The sequence below is a fragment of the Puniceicoccaceae bacterium genome (assembly GCA_040224245.1).
Lineage (GTDB): Bacteria > Verrucomicrobiota > Verrucomicrobiia > Opitutales > JAFGAQ01 > JAKSBQ01.
In genome coordinates, this window is sequence record JBEGIR010000051.1 from 1 (window position 1) to 23,423 (window position 23,423).

Here is a 23,423-nt window from a genome sequence, read left to right on the forward strand (position 1 = left end):
GAATCCGCTTGATGCAGACGTTCCAATAGGTCACTTTTTTCCATGGTGGTTTCCTTCTCTTGTTAGTTTTGCTGCCTCCAAGCTTGGTCGCTTGGGGGCGGGAAACCACCTCAAAGTTTTAACAATTTTGGGGACTCTTCCCTACAAAATCCCCGACCCTTGGTGGAGACCCCTAAAACTCTGGCCTGCCAGCCGTAGCCTTGGCGAAGGTTGGTGCTCAGAGAGGGATTGGCGTCGCTATCGCTCCTTTTCTCGATCCACGACACTATCGCGGCTCTCGGAACGAACCCTCTGGGTCGGGTTCTTCGTCCCTCTCGCATTTAAAACTTCATGGCCTGCCAGCCGTAGCCTTGGCGAAGGTTGGTGCTCAGAGAGGGACTCGAACCCTCACGCCGTTAAGCATACGCCCCTCAAGCGTACGTGTCTACCATTCCACCACCTGAGCTGAAGTGATAAAGCAGCCGATTAAAGGCATCGTTCTTTTAATTACAACCCCAAAATATTGTTATTGCAGTTAAAACGGTAATGGTTAACACCAAGGGAACAATTTAACAACGCGCCAGCCCCCGCGCTGGCTACTGTCATGGCTAAAAAATCGGATTCAGAAAAAAGCTCAGCTTTTCATTCCCTCGACCTCTCCCAACTGAAGGATTTGTCATTCGGCCCCGATTGGGCGAGCGAACGCGGCAAAAAACGTGCTGAGGAGTCATATCGAGACCACGACGGTAGTGATCGACGCGCTTCCCGGGGGGGTCGCCGTTCGGAAGGTCGCGGACGCGACCGACGCGGCGATATGAACCGGCGCCAGGACGGAGATTCCGGTCGCCGCCGCGAGGGCAATTTCCGACGGGGCGATGACGATGCACGCTCCTCCCGTCCTCCTTTTGAACCGACAGTCGATGTCATTTTTGTCAGCCAGGACAAACCATTTGAGGTCTTGCTCAAGGCCATGCGCACGACGCACAAGACCTACGAACTCTTTGAGATCGCCCGCATCGTGCTCGGCAAGGAGAATCGCTTTGTCGCCATCCTCAGCCCCAAAGCGGATGCAGCTGAAAACAAACTCTTTGTTTCGGTACCCGACCAGATTCCCTTCCACACGCGGGAAGAGGCCATCAATCATGTGATGTCCAACCACCTGGATCGCTGGTTCAGCATTGAAGAGATCGAAGTGGATCCCCCCAGTGGCAATTTCCAGATGGTCAATCGCTGCAAACTGACCGGGGAATTGCTCGCTCCCCCCAATTTTCATCGCTATCAGGACATCCTGAAGGAGCACTTCGCCAAAAACATCCACAACCTGCCGTGGGAGCGTTTTCTCGAACGCATTGAGTCCGTCAAGGAACCTGAGGTTGTACAGGAGTGGCTCGACAAGATGAAAAAAACCTTCCGCTACACGCTCAAGCAGAAGGAGGGAGATGAAAGCCCCAAGGTGGTGCTCAATGCTCTCGAAGATGTGCGCTACTACTTGACTACCGAGCGCAAAAACGAGGTATTTTCCGCTAAGGACAAGGTGCGTCTGCCGGGAGAAAAAATCGAAACACTGCCCCGCGGCGATCTTCGCCGCTCCATCGAGCGCGAACTCGAGTATCAGCGCCGCTTCCCTCTGGTCACGTCCAACCACCTGCGCGGCCGCCTGCGTCGCTGCAACCTGAATTTTTTCAAGAAGGGTTCCAAGGGCGTCACGTTTGTCTGCGCGATCAAGCGCAAGCCTCGCTACAAGGATACAGTATTCAGTGAGAGCATTCAGGCCTTGATCGATTTTGTCACAGCGCATCCGAAGATTTCCGTGGAGGATTTGCTGCAACAGTATCAGCCTGCAGGCGTTGAATCGATCACCGAGGAAACCCAAAAGGCCGTGCTTCAGGATCTTCGCTGGCTCGTCGGAGCGGGTTATGTCACCGAATACGGCGACAGCACGCTGTATGCGGACAAACCGCTTGATATGCTTGCCGCCGAGGATCCCAACCACAAACCCGAGGCACCCAAATCCAAGCGAAAGGGAAAATCGGGTGACGCCAAGGCTACAGCTGCACAAGGCTCTGCCTCAGCCGAAGGGGAATCGAACGCTGCAGCGGTAGATGCCGATTCTTCAGATTCTGAAAAATCAACGTCTGAGGAACCCGAATCCGCATTGTCAGATGCCAGCGCAGAGGCGCAGCCTGCCGAGCACGCACCCGCCAAACCGGAGAGCGATGCACCGACAGCAAATGCATCTGACGACACCGATTCTGCTGAACCCGCAGCCCCATCCACTGAAAAACCGGAGGATGCGGTTGCTGAAGCGGATGATGCTACGCAGGAAGCGGAAGGAGTTTCAGCTGTTGAGCGAACTGATGTTTCCTCAGATGAAACGCAGGTTGCTGCACCGGAATCGACCGCAGAGGTTGAATCCGATGACAATGCTGTTGGGCAATCCGAACCTTCAACGGAATCCACTGAAGAAACTCCTGCGTCAGAAAAAGCATCCGATCCCAAATCTTCCAGCTGAAGCAGTAACGGTGCGCTCAAAAGCGTGCCGATAGTTGTTTGACCGGAGTCAACAAGATTGGCCTGACCGTTTCAGATCCGCAATGCCCTGCCTACGGCTCACAGCGAATGTGGAGTCCGTGTGTCTCGGTATTGCGGGTTAACTGCAGGGTTCGCGTGAATGGCAACATCCAGTCCGCCAAGCCGCGCTCTGGCCATTCCACAACCACCAGCCACGGGTCCTCGAGAAACTCGTCAATGAGCAGGGCCTCAGCAGCATCCCGGGAGGATAGGCGATAGCCATCCAGGTGCACCAGTTGTCGCTTGCCCCTGTGAATGCTGTAGAGGTTGAAGGTCGGACTCGTGACCGTTGCCGGGTCAATGCCCAGTCCCCTCGCAATGCCCTTCGTCAAGGTCGTCTTTCCCGCGCCAAGATCCCCCTTGAGGGCCAAAACCTGATTTGCAGGTAGTTCGCGTACGATCAATCGTCCCAGTTCAAGGGTATCGGCTTCCGTCGCGCAATTCACTCCCTTTTGAAGTTGATCAAAAATGTTCATAGCCCTGCTTTCCAAAGGGTTGCCATGCTCCCGTCTCATCCTTGACGCAAAGCATGAAGTTCCCGGCCCGCTCCACCACTGAACCCATGCAGGTAAGCGGTGTGGTAAAGCGCTCCGCCCACGCAGCCGAAAATGCCTCACATTCGCTATCGCGGTCCAGTGCAAAGACCAGCTCATAGTCCTCCCCATCACAGAGCGCATGCTCCCGGGCAGAACCTCCGCGTTGATCGGCCAGTTGAATCGCAGCTTCACTGATGGGAAGCGTCTCCACTTCCACACGGAAGTTGCCAACCAGAGAGGCGAGATCCTTTGCCAGGCCATCACTGACGTCCATCATCGCCTTCGCCCAACCCGTTTCACTCAGCCAGCGCCCCTCCGCAATGCGGGGTTCAAAACGCGCATGATGCCCAAGAATGCTTCCGCCCAATTCTCCCGTCACCCACAGCGTATCGCCAATGCCGACACCCTTTCGCTGAACGGGACGTTCACACATGCCCTGCAAACACAAATCGGCAATGAACACCCCGGCAGGTGCCCGGGAAATGTCCCCGCCCACAATGGACACCCCATGGACTTGTGCCAATGCGGCAATTCCCCGATAAAATGCCTCCAGCCAAGCCAGACTCACCTCTGCACACATCCACAGGGAAACCACCGCGCGACGCGGAATGCCTCCCATTGATGCAATATCGCTCAGGTTGCGGGCGATCAATTTGCGTCCCGCCAGTTCCGGCGACACCGTATGGTCAAAATGCTCCCCCCATGCGACCCCGTCCACGGTCGTCAGCAGATAGCGATGCTCACCCGTAAGATCCGTTACCGCGCAGTCGTCCCCGATCCCACCGGGACTCACAGGGCAGACCGGACCCAGCCATTGCTGGATCGATTCGATCAACCGCGTCTCCGAAAGCGAACGCACAGAGGCTTCGCATGCATCGGTAAAGGGACTGAAAGGTTCAGAGATCATGAGATTTGCAAATACAATTCCATTCATAAATGCAAATTTGGACTTGATATGGAATCGGCAAATACCTAGCTTTATCGATTTTTATGTCAGAGGAAACCAAAGATTCACAGAGCAAGCACCCGGAAGAACTCACTTTCATGGATGCGGACCAACTGAAGCGCTTCACCACCGGCACTGGCAAGATTCTGCCACGCAAGTACACCGGACTAAGCGCGAAGCAGCAGCGCCACATCGCCAAGGTGATCAAACGCGGGCGCAACGCATTGACCACCCTGTAAGAACAGACGGTATTCGGGCTGCCTGCCAGTTGCTGGATTTCCAGACCTGAAGAGCGCACCCGAACTCGCCTCATGCATGTCTTCGCCAGCAATCCCAAAGACATCCAGGAGGTCTGTCAACTGCTACGCAAGGGCGAGGTCGTAGGTGTTCCGACGGAGACGGTTTATGGACTTGCCGCAGATGCACTCCATGCTGAAGCGGTGGATCGCATATTCCACATCAAGGGTCGGCCACTGCACAATCCCCTGATCATTCACATCGGCACTGCTTCCAGTGCCGATCGCTATGTACGGGTCAATGCAACTGCGCAACGCCTGATGGACGCCTTCTGGCCCGGTCCGCTCACACTCGTACTGCCCAAGCGAAACTGCATTCCCGACAATGTCACCGCAGGGCTTTCCACCGTTGGCATTCGATGTCCCCGGCATCCGGCACTGCAGAAAATCCTGCAATGCCTGGACCGCCCATTGGCAGCTCCCAGCGCCAATCCATCCAACTACCTTAGCCCAACCCGGGTTGAACACGTTGTCGAACACCTGAAGGGTCGCTTGCAATGGGTTCTGGACGGAGGTCCGTGCGAGCGCGGTGTTGAATCCACCATCCTCGATCTCACAGACCCCCAGCACATTCAACTGCTGCGCCCCGGTCCCCTTTCACTGGAATCCCTTGAGCAAGTCGCCGGTACCTCGATTGCTTCGCGGAATGAGCCTGCAACATCCGATTCGGAGGATTCCGCTGCCGCCCGCACCAGCCCCGGTCAGATGGCCCTGCACTACAGTCCCCGCACCCCACTGCGACTGCTGACAGCAGGGGCGTCCTCATCTGCCATCGAGGCAGGAAAAGCACCCGTGGCCCGCGTCCACTTTTCCGATCAAGCGGCAGCCCACTGCTCTGAGTCTCCGACAGAACACCACTTTTTCCTCACGCATCAGGAAGAGGCAAAGGAGGCAGAGCACAACCTCTATGCCCTGCTTCAGCAGATCGATCACGGAGATTTCTCGGAAATTCGGATTGATCCGATTCCTGAAGGCAGTGCATGGAACGCCCTGCGGGACCGACTCACGCGGGCGTCGGCCCGTCGATGCTCTCCGAACGATGAGCGTTGAGTGGAAGTTCCACCCAAAAACAACACCCAAATCCCAACTCAGTCTCGACTCCTACCTCACCCTCGAGCATTTCGGCTATGCGTTTCACGATGCTGAGTCCCAATCCGGTCGATGACTCCCCTCCGGTGGGCCGGGAGGACAGTCTCGCGTATTTGGTGAATAGCTTCGCCTGATCTTCGTTCGACAATCCAGGACCCTCGTCCTTCACACTGATGCGCAGGCGGTCGTTGGGTGTAGCTTCGAGAGACACGCTCACCTGTGAACCGATGGGAGAATATTTGATCGCGTTGGAAATCAGGTTGTCCACGATCTGCCGAAGCAACATCGGGTCAGTCACAAGGTTCACTGGTGCGCTACCCTGATCGAGACTGAGGTGTTGGGACTTTTCCCTGAGCACAAACTGAAAATCCCCGGTGATGCGCTCCATCAGCGACGCAACATCCGTCTCAACGGGATGCACCGCCACGACACCCTCTTCAATTCGCGAGATTTCGAGCAAGTTGGTGATGATGGCATTCATCTGCTCTGCACTGCTGATAATGGTTCGGCTCATCTCCCGAATTTCCTCTTTGGAGAGGGTATCCGATGATTCATGGATCAACTCCGCCATTCCCAGTTGTCCCATGAGCGGTGACTTGAGATCATGCGCCACCACGCCGACAATGGAGTCTTTCTCCTTATTGAGCTGCAACAGACGGTCATTGGCCGCCTGTAAGGATTCGTGGCTGCGATGGATTTCCTCCTTCTGGGCTTCGACCGCCTTTGAAAACCGGCGGACTTCATGATAGCGCATGTAAAAAACCCCCGCAACGATGAACAAAACAAGCAGGCCCGCCATCAAGCCGTTGCGCTGAATCTGCTGCATGCGGGTTTCGTTCTCGGCTATCAACAAATCCCGCTCACTGTTGAGCGCACGCAGTGCCTCCTGCTCTGCCCTCAGCGTCGCCAATTCCTTCTGATTGTTGAGCAGCGCAATTTCCCGCCGCTGGCTTTCATTGTCATACTGAATGCTGAACAGGATGCTCTGGGAGCGCAGCTCTTCGGTCAGCAGAGCCTTCTCGATTTCCTCTTTCTGGGTTTTGAATCGAAATGCCGCTTCATAGTCGTCTCCCTGAATGCAGACATCAATCAATGCCGAATAGGTATCCATCAACTCTGCTGGATCATTGAGTTCCTGAGCATTTTCCAATGATTGCATCAACGCATATTTTGCTTCGTCACTCTGCCCGAGCTGCACCAGCGACAGTGCCTTGAAGCGGTAGGAGCGTGCGAGAACGTATCGGTACTCATTCTGGTTTGCACGATCAAATACTTCATCCAGGTATTCGAGCGAAAGCGTTGCATTGCCCATGCGCTGTTCAAGATCGGCCAAATTGCTGAGCGTGAGCGTAATCGCATATTCCGACTCGATCGAACGCTGATACTCGAGTGTCTTGTCCAGATTGGCACGCGCTTCATCATAACGTCCTGCCTCCATGTATGCCACTCCCAGATTGTTCAGATAGAGGTAATAGAAGCGCTCATCTTCTATATTCTGTTCAATCGCCTCTTCCAGAAACCGTATGGAACGATCCCAGTCCTTCATTCGCCAAAAACAGATCGCAATGCTGTTGAGCACGCGTGCCTCCATCTGACTTTGCTCAGCCTGACGGGCCAACTCCAGAGAAGCATTCAGATAATCGAGTGCCTGCTGATACTGACGCAGGGTTAGGCTAACGTTCGCACGAACCCTTAAACACTCGGACCTCAGTACCAAGTCCTCCAGATTCGACGACAACAGTCGTGCTTTCTCCGCATATTCCAAAGCAATGAATTTGTCTTCCAACCGAAGATAGGCGGATGCCAACAGATAGTAGACCTGACACTGCGCCACCGTATCTTCCACATTTTCGAGCAACTCCAGTGCTTCAAGCAGATGAGGCAGTCCCTTCTGCTGATCCGACCTGACATTGTAGAATTTCCCCAAATCAATGAGAACAGGGATGCGCTCCACACCCTGCAACTGCTCGAGTCGTTTGACCACTGCATCCGGATCCAGATCCGGCACATCCACCGTCGAGGCAGATACTCCCAAACCGCCTATCGCAAAGCAATGCAGCAGCACCAGCCGAATCAACAGCAACAGGAACTTGTGGAGAGAATCAAAACTGAGAACTGGCATGAATCAGGATGAGCAATGAAACATTGGTATTAAGCGAAGCGTCGCAAGCGCATGAAAGAGAAAGAACACTCTCTGGTGAAGCGACTTTCGATGACTTGATACCCACGATATGCACGTTTCTGATGATCGACCCAATTTTCAATGCATGAACAACAATTTTACCCAACCGCCAATACGCCCTACTCCTGCCCATCCCAGGCAGCCAATAACGCATATTGCCTCCAAGCCGCAGAGGCCAGCCCCTGAAGTGCCTGCATCCCCAATGACCCGAACCCGCGATCCATTGAGCGCGATCACTCCGGCAATTCAAAGGATTCGATGTTCTTGCGCACGTCGGTCAAAAATGCTGCCGAACCCACTCCATTGATCCAGCGGTGATCGAAGGTCAGGGTCAGATTGACCACCTCACGCGAGAGGTGTTCTCCGTCCTTCCCGATTGCTGGTTCCAGATGCGCACTTCCGATAAAGAGCGTTGCCATGGATGGCGGCACGACCACTGGCACTGCCGAGCGCACATCAAACGGTCCCATGGTTGAGATCAACAGCGGTGCCCGTGTCTTGGGCTGCATCTCCCCGCGCCGTGCCCGTGCAATTGCAGCAACAAACTCGATGCCAAATTCCTCCCAGGTCAGCTGATTCGCGTTTCGCACCACCGCAGTCTGCAGCACGTCATCAGGAAGGGACACTGCCACTCCAAGGTCAAAATCGTCATTGTCGCGGTTGAGCTTGTCCATCGCCACCGTGTATGTGAACATTTCATGCGCTTTCATGGCCTGCAACGCATTCCAGGCAATAATGGCTGATGGAGAGGGAGCCTTGTTGCCATACAGCTGCTTTGCCCTCGCTCGCGAGGTCCGGATGGACGACCAGTCCGCTTTCATGGTGATGGTAGCGGGCACAATGCCCTGCATCGCCTGAACAATCTCAGAGGACAGTCCAGACTTGCGCTCGCGTTCTCCTTCGGAGTGAAAAACGCGACCGATCAACGACGACAGCAGTTTTTTCGAAGCACCCACTGCCCCGCTCACCGAATCCGATTCCCTCGCGGACTGCGAGGCCGCAGGTTTTGCAGCAGGTGCAGGCGTGACCGCCTCGCGCAATTCGATTTCGGCAATCTCTTGCCCCACAGCCACTTCCGTATCTGCTTCAATCAACCAACGCACAAACGTACCCTCGACCGAAGACTCCACGGGAAAAACCGCCTTGTCAGTCTCAAGTTCACACAGGGCGTCATCATATCCAACCGATTCCCCCTCGCGTTTCACCAATGCGATGACGCGCGCACTCTGGATGCCCTCCCCGAGAATGGGCACACGAACCCGATGTGAGGTCGTGGTCTCCACTTCCGCAGGCAATGTCGCGTCAGACACGGTTTCCTGTTGATCCAAATCCGACTCCCCTGCCGTCGCTTCGCGCTGCTGGCGGGTCTGGACGAGCTTTCGAATCGCATCCACGACCTGTTCCCGGTCAGGCAGTGCAGTGTACTCGTAGACCGGATTGAGTCCGATCTGCACATTCTGCCGCGAAATGAGAACCGGACTGGCCACCATGCCCGCCCAGAGTTCACTATCCTGCACCAGTTCAGCGATGATCATCTGCCCCACACTGCACTGCGGAGTATCTTCCTGGATCACCAGCAGTCGCCCTGTTTTGCGCACCGAGCGCTTCACCGCCTGCACATCCCACGGCACAATCGAGCGCAGATCGAGGATCTCCACAACGCCCTCGTCAAATTCACGCTCGGCTTCCGCAACCAGTTCCAAACAGTTTCCCCAGGTCACGACGCTGACCTCGCTGCCTTCCTGCAATACCCGGCTCGTGCCCAGCGGGAGCGCGGCAGATGCCGTCTTCACCTCCTGCTCCTTCCACATCAGGTGCTTGGGAATGAGCACCAGCACCGGATCGTTGGACTGGATCGAAGTCCAGAACAGGTTCACGCAATCCTCGGGGGTGGAGGGAACCACCACCTTGATGCCCGGAATTGAGGCAAAAAGCGATTCATTGGTCTGGCTGTGCCAGATCGCACCGCCCGGAAGGTAGGCCCCACAGGGGGCATAAATCACCACAGGGCATTGCCAGTCGCCATTGGTGCGCCACCGAAGCGTCGCAAGATTGCTGACCAATTGATTCCAGGCCGGACTGATGAAATCGACAAACTGGATCTCAAAGACGGGTCGCTTGCCATAGCCCGCAAGCCCAACTGCCAGCCCCACAATCGTCGACTCCGCAACAGGTGCGTTGAACACATTCCCGGGAAATGCAGACGAAAGTCCGACCGTGAGTTTAAACACCCCACCCTTCGGATCTTCCACATCCTGACCGTAGATCACCGTATTGGGATCCCTCTCAATCGCCGCACGCAAGGTGAGGTTGACCGCCTCAACCATGCGGCACTTGCCTTCAAGTTTCACGGGTGGAGTTTCGGTGTGCTCAGCAGCCTCAAAGACTTCGAGTTCCGTATCCGCCGGACTCGGATCGTCGGCCTGATCCGCCCGCAGGTAATCACTGCGAACCACCGTCTTGGTATCGCGCTCCAACTCCTCATACTCGGCTTCAGTGAGCAGTCCTGCATCCATCATGCGCTGCTTCAGCAATCGAATCGGATCACGCTCGAGCATGGCCTCGAGTTCGTCGGACGCACGGTAGTTGCGATGGTCATCCGCGATGGAATGACTGTCGAGACGCTCCATCTCGAGCCAAAGGAACGCGGGTCCTTTCCCGCTGCGCGCATGGCGTATGGCTTCGCCAGCTTTGTGATAAACGGCCTCCACATCCGCACCGTCGACGCTGACCCATTCTGTGGTATTGATCGCTTCCAGCACACGCGGGTTGGTCTTGGAATTGGGAGTGCTGATGCCAAACTTGTTGTCCTCCACGATGAATACCACCGGAAGTTTTTTCTCCTTGGCCACACAGACCGCTTCAAAAAAGTCTCCCTGACGCGAAGCCGCCTCACCGAGCGAGGCAATCACCACATTCGCCTTGCCGTCCATTTGCAGTCCCCATGCGATGCCACAGGCAGGCAGCAAGTGACACCCCACCGGAGATGCGTGACTCCAGATGTTTTTGGATCGGTCACTGTAGTGACTTGGCAACTGGCGTCCCCCGCTGGACGAGGATTTTTTGGCCAGGAAATTGAGGGCGATCTCATGCGTGGTCATGCCTTTGGCAAGCACCATGGCACGGTCACGGTAATAGGGCGCGATGTAGTCATCTGCCTCGAGCTGCACACCAACCGCCGCCATCGCCTCATGCCCCGCACTGGAGATATGGAACCAACCCTTGCCCTGACGGATCATGTTCTGTTCGCGCTGATCACCCAAGCGACTCTCAAGCATGGTGTTCAGAATGGATCGCTGTAATGTTTCATCAAACGGGGGTTTTCCCATAATTTTCGTGGTCATGGTTACTTTTTGATTGGTTCCCCAAGCGGTCAGGAGTATCGAAAAGACAGTTTATCTACACATCGGCTCCAGAGTTTCACAAGCTCATAATCACCCACCCATTCGATTCGGGTTGACGCACCACAGCGAGCCGTTGGACTATTTGATAAATTAATTTTAGTTTCTTGAAAGTTCAGATTTACTAATTCTAATTTCACACTACTGTTTATCGAATTCCCTGAAAACGGCGCAGCATCCGGCTGCGCGGTGGGATGGGATTTTTAATCATCCAGAAACACACACGCAAACCGACGCGATTCATGAATCCGATTATTGCAATCTTCACTTCATCGTTGGGGAAGAAGTACTTAATGGCGATTACCGGAGTGATTCTCAGCCTTTTTGTCCTGGGACACATGCTGGGAAACCTTCAGGTCTTCTTGGACCCCTACTACATCAACGCCTACGCCTACAAGTTGCAGCACCTTCCCTACGGTCTGCTCTGGGTGATTCGCTTCGTGCTGCTGATCACACTGATCATCCATGTCTGGGTTTCTGTGGTGTTGACCATCGAAAACCGCAAGGCTCGGCCTGAGGACTATCGTCACAAGTCCACCGCAGCGGCGACACTGGCATCCCGCACCATGCGCGTAACAGGGGTTGTGGTATTCCTCTTTATCCTGTTTCACCTGGCCCACTTCACCATCCGCAACGTTCCCGGTCATGAATACAACGCGGTGATTGTCGACGCTTCGGGAGCAGAGCATGACGTTCACGTTGTGCTGACTACGCCCGATGGCAAAACCGTCAAGGACGCCTACGGCAACGACAAGGAAGTTCACAACGCACACGCCATGATGATTGCAGGCTTCAGTTACTGGTGGATCTCCGCGATCTACATCGTCGCCACCGCCCTGCTCAGCCGCCACCTCGCCCATGGGGTGAGCAGCATGTTCCAGTCCGTCGGACTGCGCAACTCCGGCAGCCGCAAATACCTCGATCCGATCGCCAATGTCTATGGCATCGTGGTGTTTGCGGGATTCGCCGCCATCCCGGCTGCAGTCCTCCTCGGACTCCTCACCCTCTAAAAAGGCAACCCGAAGCAATTGTAAGCACATGAATTTAAACTCGAAAATTCCTTCAGGTCCAATTCAGGACAAGTGGAACAATCACAAGTTTTCCGTCAAACTGGTCAATCCGGCCAACAAGCGGAAGTACAGCATCATTGTTGTGGGTTCAGGACTCGCCGGAGGCAGTGCCGCTGCCTCGCTGGGAGAACTCGGCTACAATGTGAAATGTTTCTGCTACCAGGACAGTCCGCGGCGCGCGCACAGTATCGCCGCACAGGGCGGCATCAATGCAGCCAAGAACTACCAGAATGACGGCGACAGCGTTTACCGGCTCTTCTATGACACGGTCAAGGGCGGTGACTTCCGCGCTCGCGAGGCCAATGTCCACCGTCTCGCCGAGGTATCGGGCAACATCATCGACCAGTGCGTCGCCCAGGGAGTTCCCTTCGCACGCGACTACGGTGGTTTGCTTGACAATCGCTCGTTTGGTGGCGCTCAGGTCAGCCGCACGTTTTATGCACGAGGGCAAACCGGTCAGCAACTGCTGCTGGGTGCCTACAGCGCGCTCAATCGCCAGATTGCACTTGGCTCGGTCAAGATGTACAACCGTCACGAGATGCTGGATGTGGTCATTGAGGATGGACGTGCCGTGGGCATCATCACGCGCAACATGGTGACTGGCGCCATCGACCGCTGGGCAGCCGATGCCGTGATCCTCGCAACCGGGGGCTACTCCAATGTTTACTTCCTGTCCACCAATGCGACGGGCTGTAATGTGACCGCCGCCTACCGGGCCTACCGCAAGGGTGCTGGCTTCGCCAATCCCTGCTACACGCAGATCCACCCGACCTGCATCCCCGTTCACGGCGACCAGCAGAGCAAGCTCACGCTCATGAGCGAGTCCCTGCGCAACGATGGGCGTGTTTGGGTGCCCAAGAGCAAAGAGGTCGCAGACAAGCTGCGCCATGGCAAAATGCACCCGTCCGAGGTTGCCGAAGAAGATCGCGACTACTACCTCGAGCGCAAGTATCCCAGCTTTGGAAACCTCGCACCGCGCGACATCTCCTCACGCTCCGCGAAGGAGGCCTGCGACGAGGGTCGTGGCATTGCTCACAACGAGGGCGGTAATGGGGTTTACCTCGACTTTGCCGACTCGATCAAGCGCCTTGGCGAAGACAAGATCCGCGAGCGATACGGCAACTTGTTTGACATGTATGAGTGCATTACCGGCACCAACGCCTACAAGACGCCAATGCAGATCTATCCCGCCCTGCACTACACCATGGGCGGTCTCTGGGTCGACTACAACCTGATGACCTCCGTACCCGGTCTGTTCGCACTTGGTGAGTGCAACTTCTCCGACCACGGCGCCAACCGTCTGGGTGCCTCGGCCCTTATGCAGGGCCTGGCAGACGGCTACTTCGTCATCCCCTACACCATCGGGGACTACCTTGCGGGAGATCTGGGACTCGCCAATGCGGGTCGCGCCAAGGCCGATACCCAGGCCTTTGCCGATGCAGAGGCAACTGTCAATGATCGCGTGCAAAAGCTGCTCTCGATCAAGGGCAAGCGCAGCCCGCGCTCCTTCCATCAGGAACTGGGCAAGGTCATGTGGGAGTATGCCGGAATGGCCCGCAATGAAGCAGGACTGCACAAGGCACTCGAACTGATTCCACAACTGCGTGAGGAGTTCTGGAACGATGTGCGCGTGATGGGCAGCGATATGGAGCTCAACCAGGAACTCGAACGCGCGGGACGCGTCGCCGATTTCCTCGAATTCGGTGAGCTGCTCTGCCGCGATGCGCTCGACCGCAAGGAATCCTGCGGAGGTCACTTCCGTGAAGAGAGTCAAACCCCCGATGGCGAGGCTCTTCGCGACGACGACAACTTCTGTCACGTCTCCGTGTGGGAGTTCAAGGGTGAGAAAGAAGCCCCGGTCAAACACAAAGAGGAACTGGAGTTCGAATACTGCAAACTGCAGGTTCGCTCCTACAAATAAGCACAACGCCAACCCACTTTTCAGCACATGAACCTTACTGTAAAAGTCTGGAGACAGAAAAACACGGAGAGCAAAGGCCATCTGGAAACTCACGAGGTCAAGGATGTCTCTCCTGACATTTCCTTCCTCGAAATGCTCGACATCATGAACGAGCAGCTCGTCGAGGAGGGCAAGGAACCGATCGCGTTCGACCACGACTGCCGCGAGGGCATCTGTGGCATGTGTTCGCTGGTCATCAATGGTCGTCCCCACGGGCAGCGCCTGACCACAGCCTGTCAGTTGCACATGCGCACCTTCAAGGACGGGGAAACCATTACCGTCGAACCCTGGCGCTCACGCCCAATGCCGGTACTCAAGGACCTCATCGTCGACCGGGGCGCACTCGACAAGGTGCAGCAGGCGGGTGGTTACATCAGTGTCAACACGGGTGGCGTTCCCGACGCCAACGCCATCCCGGTCTCCAAGGAGGTCGCGGACTGGGCAATGGATGCCGCCGCCTGTATCGGTTGTGGTGCCTGTGTGGCCGCCTGTAAAAATGCGTCTGCGATGCTCTTCACCGCTGCCAAGGTGGCCCAACTCAACAGCCTGCCCCAAGGCAAGGCCGAGAAGGATCGCCGCACGATCTCCATGGTCGAGGCCATGGACGCTGCGGGCTTTGGCAACTGCACCAACTACGGTGAGTGCGAGGCCGTCTGCCCGAAGGGCATCAGTCTCGACATGATCGCCCAGCTCAACCGCGATTACGCCGCCGCCTCAGCGCGGCGCCTGTTCAAGCGCGCCTGAGCACGGCAAATCCCAAAACTTCACTACAACAACCCGCCGGTCTCACGACCTGCGGGTTTGTTCATGCCCACTTCGCCCAGTTGCAATTCCGCAGGGCGTTCGCCTGTGGTTTCACCACCCTGAGCAAGCCGTAGGACCCGTCCATCCAATCTTCAAACCACGATTTCCGAATTCATCGCTCCGCAATTCGACCTCATTCGTTCGCCATTTCTGCTACACTACGGCCGCGCAGAGGCATGCACCGACATCGGACGGACTACCACCGATCCTGTGGACTGACCACCCCATGCCCGGCTTGCGCATGACATGCGTATAGAGTTGCGTGGTTTCCACGCTCTTGTGCCCCAGCAGATCCTGAACCGTTCGAATGTCCGTTCCGTTCTCCAACAGATGCGTTGCGACCGAATGCCGCAGGGCGTGAGAACTCATACCCTTAATGGTTTAAACAACTGAGTTTTGAAACATCGGCTGGCGAATGCAACCTACAAGGCCTATGGGCCACATAACGCTGTTGCACAGCGACAAAAGGGCTTTGCGTCCCCGACTCGTCGGGGTTTTTGCAGCTCCGCTGCAGCACTGCACCCCTCATCATCTGAGAAATCTGAGACATCTGTGGTTAAAAAACTTTCTTTTTAAACCACTTCAGCGAAGCGTCATTCACCTACTGGAAAGAACCCGATGGAATGTAACTCAGATATTTGAATAATTTTCTGAACATTAGATTCAAGCTACTGATTCGGAGAACCTTACAAAATCATCATGAACTCCCAATCGGGTAGCGAGGAGGATTGACTCATTGCGTTCGACATAGCAGGGGTTAGATCCGTGTCGGATGGGGGTGCACCCATTCGTCCTGGTAAGTGCGTGAGAGAAGTTGGGTGGCTTCTTTGTCCCCAGGCACGGTTTTGGTGTTGGGGTCGTAGGCAATGGGCCGTCCGAGTTCGAGAGCAACATTTCCCAGGATGCAAGCGGCGCTTGAGATGTGGCCATCTTCAATGTCGGAGAACGGGCGCGAGCGATCTTCCCTGGCTTTCATGAAATTGAGGCAGTGGCGGTCCTGACTGCTACCGACGACTCCACCAAACAGGCTTTCGTCAAAATTTTCGAGGTCGTTGGTTTTTGACAAGAGGTGACGTCCGGTTATCGAACCCCCATCCCGTGGCTCAAAAGTGTAGCCGAGTGTCGTTAGATTGAGGGTACCCTTTTCTCCGAGAATGCGCGCGCCCCATTGATCGGTCCAATGGCGTTGGGGAATGGGGGATTTGCCCCAGTGGCGGTGTTCCCAGCTAACATCAAGGTCGGGATAATGAAACACCGTGTGATGGGTGTCGGAAATATTCGAAGTCGCATTTTTGTAAACATAACGCCCTCCCGTGGAGCTTACCCTTTCGGGCCAGCCCAGTCGCATGACGTAGCGGATCAAATCAAAGATGTGCACGCCCATGTCGCCAATGGTGCCATTGCCGTATTCCTGGAACTGACGCCAACCCCGCGACTCGATCCAAGGCACATACGGAACCTTGGGCGCAGGTCCAGCCCAGAGGTCGTAGTCGAGATGAGCCGGGGGAAGTGTCGAAACCATTTTGTCACCGTTTCCTCCACCATAGTAGAAGCACTCAACCAAAGCGATCACTCCCAGTTTTTCCGATTCGATAAATAGCTCACGCACCTCATCGAAGATCGGTTGATTCCTGCGTTGCAGGTTTATCTGGACCACCCGGTCGTATTTGCGGGCGGCAGCGAGAACGGCTTCGCCTTCCATTACATCGACACTGATCGGTTTTTCCAACAACACATCCGCTCCCGCCTGTATCGCTGCAATCGCCGGAAGTGCGTGCCAGTGGTCAGGAGTCCCCACGATGACGATGTCGTGCTCCACACTCGAAAGCATCTTGCGGTAGTCCGCAAAAGTGGCAGGTGCTTTGCGTTGTTTGGCTTTCACGCTCAACAGCGTTGTTTCAAGCATGTGCTCATTGGGATCGCAGAGGGACACAATATCGATATCTGCAACTTTTGCCAACGAGTCCAGATTCACATTGCCATACCATCCGCACCCTATGAGCCCCACTCGGGGACGTCCGTGGTCCGAAGCAAAGATTCGTGAGGGCACTGCTGCCAGCGCACCCGCTGCCGCTAGAGAGGAGATGAAAGTTCGACGATTCATGGGGAAAAGTAGAGAAATGAGAATACCCAAAAGAGGCATTATAAATTAACCCATTGGGAACACAAACTGCCTCGGCGATTATCCTCCAATTGGTTGAGGAAAATGAGATTTAACAGGTGCACCTGCGGTGCATTTGTTGAATCGCAAGTAGATGCAGGTTTCTGGAGAAGGCTGAAACATCGTTCAGCTGCGCTTCACTGGCTGGACTGTCAAGGCCAGTCCAGCAGGATGCGCTGCGCGCAACAGGTTTTTTGGGGGTGGTTCTTGAACCTGTTGCTGGGAAAGGTCGAACCGTTGAGGTTTTCGAGTGTCCAGGGGTCGGAATTTTTCCAAATTCCGCTACGGAGCAAAAGAGATTCTTTTTGAACCTGCTACACGGAGGGACGACGTGTATCCTGCTCCGGCGAAGCCGGATCAAGAGAGTCCGTAGGACGAACGGTGTTGGATTAGATGCGCTTGGATGGAATAGGCTGACGCACTGCTGACGTTGGAACATCGTTCAGCTGTGCTTCACTGGATGGACTGGCGGGGCCAGCCCAACAGGATGCGCTGTGCGCAACAGGTTTTTTGGGGGTGGTTCTTGAAGCTGTTGCTGGGAAAGGTGGAAGCGATGAGGTTTTCGAATGTCCAAGGGTCGAAATTTTTCCAAATTCCGCTACGGGGGATTTGATGGCTTGGGAGGGGCATGGCGGGTTGGAACGGCGGCTCCCGGCGAGCGGGAGTCCTACGCAAGATAGGGAAATCGCCATGAGAGAAGATTCGACGAGAACAGTGTTGGGTTATGGGCGATGGATCTCGACTCAATGGAATCTGTGCCCATCTCATAGATCTGTGGTTTAAAAAGAATGAATTTGAACCACTTCAGAGCGAAGCGGCATTCAAACCCTACTTGTCGGGTGCGAAACAAATTTCTTGGATTGCCACAGATGATGAGGGGTGCAGCGAGCTGCAAAAACCCCGACGAGTCGGGGACACAAATCCTTTTTGTCGCTGTGTAACAGCGTTATGTGGCCCATAGGCCCCGTAGGGCTTCCGTTCATCGGGAGCCGCCAGCGTCGAATTCGAACGTTTGATCTGTAGCTTGGAAAGGTATTTGTTGGGATTAGGGTCTTTTTCTTTTGGAGGCGGATTTGTAAATTTCTGATCGATCTCGTTTTCCTACTGCGATCACGTATACAGAAATCTCATTTTTCTCTACTTCGTAGACGAGTCGGTATCCTGAATTCCGAAGTTTTATTTTGTAGTGATTTTCGAAACCCCGTAAACGATCCGATGGGACTTCAGGTCTCTTGAGTCTTTCCGACAACTTTTTCTTAAATTGTTCTCTTACGGTGGAACCCAGTTTCTTCCATTCTTTCAGGGCAGAGGGGAGGAATTTGAGCTTATAGATCATCTAAGGAAATTTCAATTGCTTCACTTTTTTCAATTTTTCTTTCTTCGATGAGCTTTACAAGTTCGGCATCCTCGATGATGTCCAGCATTTCTTCATAAGTTGCGGCTGGAATAAGGTAAGCGGCAGGTCGATTATGGTTCAAAATGGCCACAGGTTCGCCGTCTGATTCCACGAGCAAATTGCTAGGATTCTTCTTCAACTCCGAGATGCTGGCAGTAAATGAGCTTAATATTGTATTCATTTAAGACCAAAATATGGCTTCTTATTTAAGTTTCAATTTTTTTCTACTTTTCCCACAACAGTTATGAATGCCACAGAGGGAGAGAGAATGCGTGGTGCAGCGGAGCTGCGATGGCGAAGTTGAAATAGTTAATGGGGAAGAGTTTATGCTTTGACTGGCTCAGGTGAAAATGCTGTTTCCCTGAAAGATGGGACTTTGGCTGGACCAAAGTCATCTGGGCACCGCAGGTGCATTTGTTAAATTTCAAGTAGATGCAGGTTGTTGAAGAAGGCTGACGCACTGCTGGGAGTTGGAACATCGCTTCGCTGGATGGACTGGCGGGGCCAGCCCAACAGGATGCGTTGCGCGCAACAGGTGTTTGTGAGTGTTCCTTGAACCTGTTGCTGGGAAAGGTGAAACCGTTGAGGTATTCGAGTGTCCAGGGATCGGAATTTTTCCAAATTCCGCTACGGAAGAAAAGAGATTCTTTTTGAACCTGCTACACGGAGGAAACGACGTGTATCCTGCTCCGGCGAAGCCGGATCAAGAGAGTCCGTAGGACGAACGGTGTTGGATATGATGCGGTTGGAGGGGACAGGCTGACGCACTGCTGGGACTGAAACATCGCTTCGCTGGATGGACTGGCGGGGCCAGCCCAACAGGATGCGCTGCGCGCAACAGGTTTTTGTGAGTGTTCCTTGAACCTGTTGCTGGGAAAGGTGGAGTCGTTGAGGTTTTCGAGTGTCCAGGGGTCGAAATTTGATGGCTTGGGGGAGTGGCGTGGCGGCTTCGAGCGGCGTCTGGGCACCGCAGGTGCATGTGTCAGGTCTCTGAGTGACCACGTGTCGCAACCCTCACCCCAGATCCAGTTCTGGCGCGTCCAGGTCGGTGCAGTTGACCGTTTTGGCGCTGCTGCTGCCGCTGCGGGGAGACAGGTCCATGTCGCGCATGCGCGCGCCGTGAACGGAGTCGAGAACCAGACAGGGGCGGGAGTCGGGATCGATGCATCGCACAGTGATGCCGCTCAGGTTCAAATCGGAAACATGGCGAATGTAGAATCCGTGGGCAGGAATCTGCCCAAAAAACTGGGGGTCAGGGTAACCAGTTTCCAACTCGGGCACCTGCACTGCAACTGCTTCCGGTCCGGCTCCTCCCTCCATGTTCAGGCGCACATTGCGGATGCTCACCTGCTCCACTGGATAGCCCGGGATGCCCATGAGCATGCAGGCGTATTTGCGGTCGGCATGGTGCACCACCACATTCTCAATCGAAACCCTGCGGAACTGACCCACCGGGCGCCCTTCCGGTCCGCGCATGCGCGCACCACGCCGCAGAAAAAGGGGAGCATTCACCACCTCCCGCATCGTGAGGTTGCTCACCGTGATGTCCTCAAGGTCACCCCCGTCCACGGTTTCCAATGCCAGGCCACGGGAGCGTTCAAAGGTGCAGTTTGAAATCGTGATGTTCTTGAATCCACCAGACGACTCGGTTCCCAGCTTGATGCGACCGGTGACGCCTCCAAAATCAGGAGCCGTCACCTGTTGCGTGCCGTAGGTTCCATCCAAAAATGTGCCCAGATCGTATCCCATGACCTGGCAATTTGTGATCGTCACGTTCTCGGTGTCCTTGAGATAGCCCAGCCCCATGGATGCCTTGAGCACGATCGCATCGTCGTTGGGGGTATTGACGACACAATTCGAGATGCGCACATTGCGGCAGCAGTCGATGTTGATGCCGTCGCGATTCGAGTCGATCTGCACATTATCCACGAGAAAATTCTCTACGCCCGTCGGCAGAATGCAAAAGTGCCCGCCCCGATAAATGCGCAGGTCGCGGATCACCACATTGCGGCACAGCTTGAGCGCGATGGCCTTATTGCCATGCCCCGGCACGCCGGTATCCCACTTTTGAAGCCCCTTTCCATCGATCAGTCCCGCTCCTTGCAATGTGACATTCTCGAGTCCGATGCCCCAAATGAGACTGTCCTCCCAGTAGCTGTGACCAGCATCCTGATAGCCATGCTCGCTGCAGGCGGGATTTTCCGAGGCAACATCGTACCCACGCCCGGCAGTCGGTGTCGCTGCCAGTATCGTCGCCCCGGCATCCAGATGCAGGGTGATGTGGCTGCACAGCCGAATCGAAAAACAGGCATAGACTCCTGCCGGAATCCAGACGGTTCCCCCACCTGCTGCAGCGGCTGCCGCGATGGCTCGGTTGATGGCATCGCTGTCAATGGTAACACCATCACCGAGTGCGCCAAAATCTTTTACATTCCAGATCGGATTTCCCATATTCCCCATTGGTTGAAGCGTCGAGCTTCGGTTGAAGTGGAGTGAAGGCAGGGCATTCGATGCCCATCATTCTCAAGCTGTGTGCAGAAAAAAGTAGTCCCTGAATCCAGTCTGCGATTTGCAACGGGTTTGGCAACCCAAGCCGTCTCGCACATACGCATCACTGGATTCAGGGAAACCCCCAATTAAACTTGAACGCTCCTGAGCTTACGCGTAGAGGATCGTGGGAACAGCACCCCCTACTCTGACAGTCCGAATGTGGCGGAATTTGTGGGCGCGCAACAATCCCGCTTGAGTCATGCATTTCGGATCCACATTTCCAGCAGAATCCGTCGGTTCCTGCGGACTGGAATTCGAATCCCATTTCACCAACACTTTCATGGATAATACTTCAATTGACAAAGGAGGTTTCACATTGCCTGGTGAAGCCGGATACGAGGCACTGACCCTGCGCCTGGCCGAAACCTGGGGCGCAGATGTGATTCGCGACAGCGACGGCACCCAGCTCTCGGATGAAATCATCGAGTCACCCTACGACATCTACTCGACGCTCTGTCTCGTGCGGGCCGACAACGAATGGGCCAAGGCCAACCCGAGCAAACTTCAGCAGTGCTGCATGATGAGTCAGCCCGTTTTTGCGGACGGACCCACCGTCACCATTGAGCTGCTGAAGGGTTATTTTGATCAGCAGTTTGTGATCAACTTCGACGACGATCCCAAGCAGTGGTGGCAGGTCTTTGACCGCACCAGCGGAGCGGAAGTGCCCACGGGACAATGGAGTTTCGACCGCGAAGCCGGCACGGTTTCCATCTCGCATGCCACTCCCTGGCACCAGTACACCGTGAATTTTTTCTGCTACCGCATCTGGGAGGAAATCTCGATGTACAATCACGTCACCAACGATTGGGGCGACAAGGAGCACCTGATGCCCATCGACCCGATCCATCCGGAAGCACGGGAGCAGATCCTCGATTACCTGGAGAAGTGGCTCAATGCGCACCCCCACACCAAAGTGGTGCGCCTGACCTCGATGTTCTACAATTTCTGGTGGTTCTGGGGTGATGGCAAACACCAGCGCTTCCTGGTCAACGACTGGGGTTCCTATGAGTTTTCCGTGAGCACCGAAGCCATTCGCCAGTTTGAGGTCATCAAAGGCTACCGTCCCAGCTCGGAGGACTTCATCAATGCGGGACTCTATAACAACTCCTACAAGGTTCCGACCCCGTTTTATCAGGACTGGATCGATTTCATCAACGCCTTCGTCGTCGACTTTGGTAGCGAGTGCATCGCACGCATCCATGCCCATGGCAAACAGGCCTTTGTATTTTACAATGATCACTGGATCGGTGTGGAACCCTTCGGCAAGCGCTTCAAGGACTTTGGCTTTGATGGCATCATCGACGGTATATTCAACGGTTTTGAAGCACGCAAGGTCGCGGAAACCCCGGATGTTCAGGTGCGTGAGATCCGCATGCATCCATACCTGTTTCCCACGGGAGTCAACGGGGCACCCTCCTTTCTACCAGGCGGCAATCCAACGCTGGAATGCAAGACCTACTGGATCGACATCCGTCGCGCGCTGCTGCGCAAACCCGTGGACCGCATCGGGTTTGGCGGATACCTGCACCTGGTAGAAAACCATCCCGACTTTATTGAGGCGATCACACAACTCGGAAAAGAATTTCGCCAGCTGCGAAACCTTGCCAAAACCGAAGCACCCTGGGAGAGCGGCATCAACGTCGCGATTCTCACCGCCTGGGGCCAGCTGCGCGCCTGGGCGTGCCGCGGACACTTCAACCGCGGCAATTATTACAATGAGGCAATGGAGTCACTTTCGGGACTGCCGGTTGAGACCACCTTCCTGTCCTTCGATGACATTCTCACAAACGGGATTCCCGAAGGGATCGATGTGATCCTCAATGCTGGCATCGTCGATGACGCATGGTCAGGTGGCTACCACTGGCGCAACGCCCGCATCGTGGAGGCGATCTCCGAGTTTGTATGGCAGGGCGGTGCACTGCTCGGCATCGGAGAACCCTCGGCCCAGCGCTTCAGCACCCAGTATTTCCAGCTGCGCCACCTGCTTGGAGTCGACCGGGAGGTGGGTCTGACCCAGGCCTTTGAACGGCTGCCATTTGAGATCCACGGCGAGCACGCCATCACACAGGGCATCGAACTGCAGCAACGCCAGGGCAAGACCATCGATCAGCTCTACATCACCGATACCCAAACCCGGGTACTCGCCGCCGATGGACGCTCACCCCTCATCGCCACTCGCGAGACGGGTCAGGGCCGCAGCGCGTATTTTGCAGGATTCCACTATGATGCCATTGATACGCGTTTGCTCATGCAGACCTTGTACTGGCTCACGGGGCGTGACGCTCAAGCGCAGCCCTGGACCTGCGACAATGCGCACACCGAATGCGCATGGTATCCCGGCCAGCGCAAACTGGTCGTCGTCAACAACAGTGCCTCATCCCAACAGACGCAGGTATTTACGGACTCGGAAACACTGAAGCTCCAGCTGGAACCCTACGCCTGCAAGATTCTCGATCATTGACCCGGCGATCCGCATGCAACC

16 protein-coding genes and 1 tRNA gene are annotated in these 23,423 nt (G+C 55.2%); 7 read left to right on the forward strand and 10 right to left on the reverse strand.

The features are described 5' to 3' along the window. Nucleotides 1-361 precede the first annotated feature (361 nt). A tRNA-Leu gene (locus tag ABQ298_08570) sits at nucleotides 362-445 on the reverse strand. Between the two features lie 138 nt (nucleotides 446-583). On the opposite strand from ABQ298_08570, the gene ABQ298_08575 reads away from it, so the two are divergent. After that, on the forward strand, nucleotides 584-2,491 hold the full coding sequence (locus ABQ298_08575; GenBank protein ID MEQ9824422.1) for a hypothetical protein: 1,908 nt from the start codon (nucleotides 584-586) through the stop codon (nucleotides 2,489-2,491). Between the two features lie 91 nt (nucleotides 2,492-2,582). Here ABQ298_08575 and tsaE read toward each other — a convergent pair whose 3' ends face one another. Together tsaE and thiL are read right to left on the reverse strand one after the other, a co-directional pair. Next, on the reverse strand, nucleotides 2,583-3,026 hold the full coding sequence (gene tsaE, locus ABQ298_08580) for a tRNA (adenosine(37)-N6)-threonylcarbamoyltransferase complex ATPase subunit type 1 TsaE (GenBank protein MEQ9824423.1): 444 nt from the start codon (nucleotides 3,024-3,026) through the stop codon (nucleotides 2,583-2,585). Further along, nucleotides 3,013-3,993: a thiamine-phosphate kinase gene (gene thiL, locus ABQ298_08585; GenBank protein MEQ9824424.1), complete on the reverse strand. Its 981-nt coding sequence runs from the start codon at nucleotides 3,991-3,993 to the stop codon at nucleotides 3,013-3,015. Before thiL ends, tsaE begins: the two co-directional genes overlap by 14 nt. 83 nt (nucleotides 3,994-4,076) lie before the next feature. On the opposite strand from thiL, the gene rpsR reads away from it, so the two are divergent. Both rpsR and ABQ298_08595 read left to right on the forward strand, forming a co-directional pair. Beyond that, nucleotides 4,077-4,271, forward strand: a complete 195-nt coding sequence (gene rpsR / locus ABQ298_08590) for a 30S ribosomal protein S18 (GenBank protein ID MEQ9824425.1) — start codon at nucleotides 4,077-4,079, stop codon at nucleotides 4,269-4,271. A 72-nt stretch (nucleotides 4,272-4,343) separates the two neighbouring features. Beyond that, a complete protein-coding gene (locus ABQ298_08595; protein ID MEQ9824426.1) occupies nucleotides 4,344-5,378 on the forward strand; it encodes an L-threonylcarbamoyladenylate synthase in 1,035 nt (344 codons plus the stop codon). On the opposite strand, the gene ABQ298_08600 is transcribed toward ABQ298_08595, so the two are convergent. Beyond that, nucleotides 5,332-7,539: a tetratricopeptide repeat protein gene (locus ABQ298_08600; protein MEQ9824427.1), complete on the reverse strand. Its 2,208-nt coding sequence runs from the start codon at nucleotides 7,537-7,539 to the stop codon at nucleotides 5,332-5,334. The two genes, ABQ298_08595 and ABQ298_08600, sit on opposite strands and share 47 nt — an antisense overlap. A 293-nt stretch (nucleotides 7,540-7,832) precedes the next feature. Beyond that, on the reverse strand, nucleotides 7,833-10,943 hold the full coding sequence (locus ABQ298_08605) for a thiamine pyrophosphate-dependent enzyme (GenBank protein MEQ9824428.1): 3,111 nt from the start codon (nucleotides 10,941-10,943) through the stop codon (nucleotides 7,833-7,835). Between the two features lie 299 nt (nucleotides 10,944-11,242). Between ABQ298_08605 and ABQ298_08610 the strand changes: the two genes are divergently transcribed. Genes ABQ298_08610 through ABQ298_08620 form a run of 3 tightly spaced genes read left to right on the forward strand, consistent with a single transcriptional unit; the run spans nucleotide 11,243 to nucleotide 14,774 of the window. Beyond that, nucleotides 11,243-12,010, forward strand: coding sequence for a succinate dehydrogenase cytochrome b subunit (locus ABQ298_08610; GenBank protein ID MEQ9824429.1), 768 nt, complete (start codon nucleotides 11,243-11,245; stop codon nucleotides 12,008-12,010). A 28-nt stretch (nucleotides 12,011-12,038) separates the two neighbouring features. Then, a complete protein-coding gene (locus ABQ298_08615) occupies nucleotides 12,039-13,991 on the forward strand; it encodes a fumarate reductase/succinate dehydrogenase flavoprotein subunit (GenBank protein ID MEQ9824430.1) in 1,953 nt (650 codons plus the stop codon). 27 nt (nucleotides 13,992-14,018) lie between these two features. Then, nucleotides 14,019-14,774 carry a succinate dehydrogenase/fumarate reductase iron-sulfur subunit gene (locus ABQ298_08620; GenBank protein ID MEQ9824431.1) on the forward strand — a complete coding sequence of 252 codons (756 nt, stop codon included), beginning with the start codon at nucleotides 14,019-14,021 and terminating at the stop codon, nucleotides 14,772-14,774. Between the two features lie 213 nt (nucleotides 14,775-14,987). Here the strand turns inward: ABQ298_08620 and ABQ298_08625 are convergent, their stop codons facing one another. The 5 genes from ABQ298_08625 to ABQ298_08645 all read right to left on the reverse strand — a co-directional run bounded on the left by ABQ298_08625 (nucleotide 14,988) and on the right by ABQ298_08645 (nucleotide 20,842). Further along, nucleotides 14,988-15,203, reverse strand: a complete 216-nt coding sequence (locus tag ABQ298_08625; GenBank protein MEQ9824432.1) for a tyrosine-type recombinase/integrase — start codon at nucleotides 15,201-15,203, stop codon at nucleotides 14,988-14,990. Between the two features lie 388 nt (nucleotides 15,204-15,591). Further along, nucleotides 15,592-16,938: a Gfo/Idh/MocA family oxidoreductase gene (locus ABQ298_08630; GenBank protein ID MEQ9824433.1), complete on the reverse strand. Its 1,347-nt coding sequence runs from the start codon at nucleotides 16,936-16,938 to the stop codon at nucleotides 15,592-15,594. A 1,102-nt stretch (nucleotides 16,939-18,040) separates the two neighbouring features. Then, a complete protein-coding gene (locus ABQ298_08635) occupies nucleotides 18,041-18,331 on the reverse strand; it encodes a type II toxin-antitoxin system RelE/ParE family toxin (GenBank protein MEQ9824434.1) in 291 nt (96 codons plus the stop codon). After that, the gene (locus tag ABQ298_08640) at nucleotides 18,321-18,572 is read right to left on the reverse strand and encodes a type II toxin-antitoxin system prevent-host-death family antitoxin (protein MEQ9824435.1); all 252 of its coding nucleotides are present in this window, start codon (nucleotides 18,570-18,572) and stop codon (nucleotides 18,321-18,323) included. Before ABQ298_08640 ends, ABQ298_08635 begins: the two co-directional genes overlap by 11 nt. A gap of 833 nt (nucleotides 18,573-19,405) precedes the next feature. Continuing rightward, on the reverse strand, nucleotides 19,406-20,842 hold the full coding sequence (locus ABQ298_08645) for a glycosyl hydrolase family 28-related protein (GenBank protein MEQ9824436.1): 1,437 nt from the start codon (nucleotides 20,840-20,842) through the stop codon (nucleotides 19,406-19,408). Nucleotides 20,843-21,221: 379 nt separating this feature from the next. On the opposite strand from ABQ298_08645, the gene gnpA reads away from it, so the two are divergent. After that, nucleotides 21,222-23,402 carry a 1,3-beta-galactosyl-N-acetylhexosamine phosphorylase gene (gnpA, locus tag ABQ298_08650; GenBank protein MEQ9824437.1) on the forward strand — a complete coding sequence of 727 codons (2,181 nt, stop codon included), beginning with the start codon at nucleotides 21,222-21,224 and terminating at the stop codon, nucleotides 23,400-23,402. Nucleotides 23,403-23,423: the final 21 nt, after the last annotated feature.

What these genes read in the sequence shown, in the direction of transcription:
- ABQ298_08600 (MEQ9824427.1), bottom strand. Translation starts at nt 7,539, where the DNA reads ATGCCAGTTCTCAGTTTTGATTCTCTCCACAAGTTCCTGTTGCTGTTG.
- ABQ298_08630 (MEQ9824433.1), bottom strand. Translation starts at nt 16,938, where the DNA reads ATGAATCGTCGAACTTTCATCTCCTCTCTAGCGGCAGCGGGTGCGCTG.
- ABQ298_08575 (MEQ9824422.1), top strand. Translation starts at nt 584, where the DNA reads ATGGCTAAAAAATCGGATTCAGAAAAAAGCTCAGCTTTTCATTCCCTC.
- gnpA (MEQ9824437.1), top strand. Translation starts at nt 21,222, where the DNA reads ATGGATAATACTTCAATTGACAAAGGAGGTTTCACATTGCCTGGTGAA.
- ABQ298_08645 (MEQ9824436.1), bottom strand. Translation starts at nt 20,842, where the DNA reads ATGGGAAATCCGATCTGGAATGTAAAAGATTTTGGCGCACTCGGTGAT.
- rpsR (MEQ9824425.1), top strand. Translation starts at nt 4,077, where the DNA reads ATGTCAGAGGAAACCAAAGATTCACAGAGCAAGCACCCGGAAGAACTC.
- ABQ298_08610 (MEQ9824429.1), top strand. Translation starts at nt 11,243, where the DNA reads ATGAATCCGATTATTGCAATCTTCACTTCATCGTTGGGGAAGAAGTAC.
- ABQ298_08605 (MEQ9824428.1), bottom strand. Translation starts at nt 10,943, where the DNA reads ATGACCACGAAAATTATGGGAAAACCCCCGTTTGATGAAACATTACAG.
- ABQ298_08620 (MEQ9824431.1), top strand. Translation starts at nt 14,019, where the DNA reads ATGAACCTTACTGTAAAAGTCTGGAGACAGAAAAACACGGAGAGCAAA.
- ABQ298_08640 (MEQ9824435.1), bottom strand. Translation starts at nt 18,572, where the DNA reads ATGAATACAATATTAAGCTCATTTACTGCCAGCATCTCGGAGTTGAAG.
- thiL (MEQ9824424.1), bottom strand. Translation starts at nt 3,993, where the DNA reads ATGATCTCTGAACCTTTCAGTCCCTTTACCGATGCATGCGAAGCCTCT.
- tsaE (MEQ9824423.1), bottom strand. Translation starts at nt 3,026, where the DNA reads ATGAACATTTTTGATCAACTTCAAAAGGGAGTGAATTGCGCGACGGAA.
- ABQ298_08615 (MEQ9824430.1), top strand. Translation starts at nt 12,039, where the DNA reads ATGAATTTAAACTCGAAAATTCCTTCAGGTCCAATTCAGGACAAGTGG.
- ABQ298_08595 (MEQ9824426.1), top strand. Translation starts at nt 4,344, where the DNA reads ATGCATGTCTTCGCCAGCAATCCCAAAGACATCCAGGAGGTCTGTCAA.
- ABQ298_08635 (MEQ9824434.1), bottom strand. Translation starts at nt 18,331, where the DNA reads ATGATCTATAAGCTCAAATTCCTCCCCTCTGCCCTGAAAGAATGGAAG.
- ABQ298_08625 (MEQ9824432.1), bottom strand. Translation starts at nt 15,203, where the DNA reads ATGAGTTCTCACGCCCTGCGGCATTCGGTCGCAACGCATCTGTTGGAG.